Raw genomic sequence first — 1,547 nt, forward strand, 5'->3', positions numbered from 1 at the left:
GGGAGACGGGACGCCCCAGCCGCTCGGCCATCGTGTCGAGCCGCCGCCAGGGGACGGCCTCCTCGCGGAGCGCGGGACCCGCCGCGGCGGGCAGCCGCTCCAGTCCGCCCGGCGTGTCGTCGGTCGCCTGCGAGACGCTGATGACCGTCGCCGCGCCGGTGAGCGCGAGTGCCGCACCGCCCAACAGGGCACGCAGCGCAACACCCCTTCTGCGCCTGCGATGTCTGCCCCGGGCCATGGGGTCCTCCCGCGTCCTCGCCGTCTTCGCCGTAACACTGCGCCCCGGCAACGGACTTCGGGCCGCCGTGGGGCAGAGGAGTTGTCCGTGGATGGTACGGCAGTTACGGCCGAGCCGGTCGACAACCCGGTGAACGCGGATACGTGACCGCCGCCCACCACCCGGTGCATACCCACGAGGCGGGGAGGATCCACATGATCCGCCCTGCCCCTGCCGCGCGGGCCGGCGCGCACCTCCCGCAACCGGGCGGCGTTCGCGAAGAAGGTGTGAGGCCGCCGTCCTGACATCTCCTCGGGTGAACACCGGCAACACGCCCCTGCGCACGCGCGTCGGTGACCACACTGGTCTCCGTGGGCGACGGGGCGTGGTGACGGCCCGTCGGCGCGTCACGTCGACGAGGCAACGGGGAGCTGGGCATGCGCAGGCGGATCTCGAACGACGGCTCGGCGGCGGGGGCGGAGGAGGCCACCGTCGTCCTGCCGGCCACCATCGGTCCGTACGTGGTGATGCGGGAACTCGGCAGCGGGGGCATGGGCGTGGTCTCGCTGTGCCGGACGGCCTCCGGGCGGCTGGTCGCCGTGAAGCAGGTGCGCGAGGAGTACGCGGACGACCCGGCCTTCCGCAGCCGCTTCCGGCGCGAGGTGGCCGCGGCCCGGCGGGTCAGCGGCGTCTACACGGTGCCGGTGCTGGACGCCGACACGGAGGCCGCCCTGCCCTGGATCGCCACCGTCTACCTCCCGGCGCCGTCGCTGGACCGGGCCGTCGCGATCTGCGGGAGTTTCCGGGAGCCGGCCCTCCGGGCCCTGGGCGCGGGACTCGCGGAGGCCTTGCAGGCCGTGCACGCGGAGGGCCTGGTGCACCGCGACGTCAAGCCCGGCAACGTCCTGCTCTCCGCGGAGGGCCCCCGGGTGATCGACTTCGGCATCAGCCGGGCGCTGAACTCCGCCGCGACCCGCATCACCGGAACCGGCACCGTCATCGGCTCCCCCGCCTTCATGGCGCCGGAGCAGATCTCCTCCTCCCACGACACGGGGCCGGAGGCGGACGTGTTCTCGCTGGCCGGCGCCCTGGTCTACGCGGCCTGCGGCGAGGGGCCCTTCGGGCAGGGGGACGAGGGGACGGTGCTGCACCGGGTGCTCGCCGCGGAGCCCGATCTGCACGGAGTGCCCGAGGCCCTGCACCCGCTGCTGTCGCGGTGCCTGGACAAGAGGCCGTCGCGGCGGCCCGGCCCGGCGGAGATCCTGGCCGAGCTGAGTCCCTCCGACCCGGACGCCCTCCTCGTGCCCGCCCTGCGCGCCGAGCTGGCGCG

At 74.9% G+C, this 1,547-nt stretch carries 1 protein-coding gene and 1 pseudogene; one reads left to right on the forward strand and one right to left on the reverse strand.

The window, feature by feature from the left end; genetic code table 11:
* Positions 1 to 238: pseudogene (locus HW445_RS30475) on the reverse strand (hypothetical protein); the annotation flags it as partial.
* A gap of 416 nt (positions 239 to 654) precedes the next feature.
* Here HW445_RS30475 and HW445_RS30480 point away from each other — a divergent pair.
* On the forward strand, positions 655 to 1,547 hold an 893-nt coding region (locus HW445_RS30480; protein ID WP_180224030.1), incomplete at its 3' end, for a serine/threonine-protein kinase.

The organism is Streptomyces sp. UH6, assembly GCF_013421635.1.
GTDB lineage: Bacteria > Actinomycetota > Actinomycetes > Streptomycetales > Streptomycetaceae > Streptomyces > Streptomyces abyssomicinicus.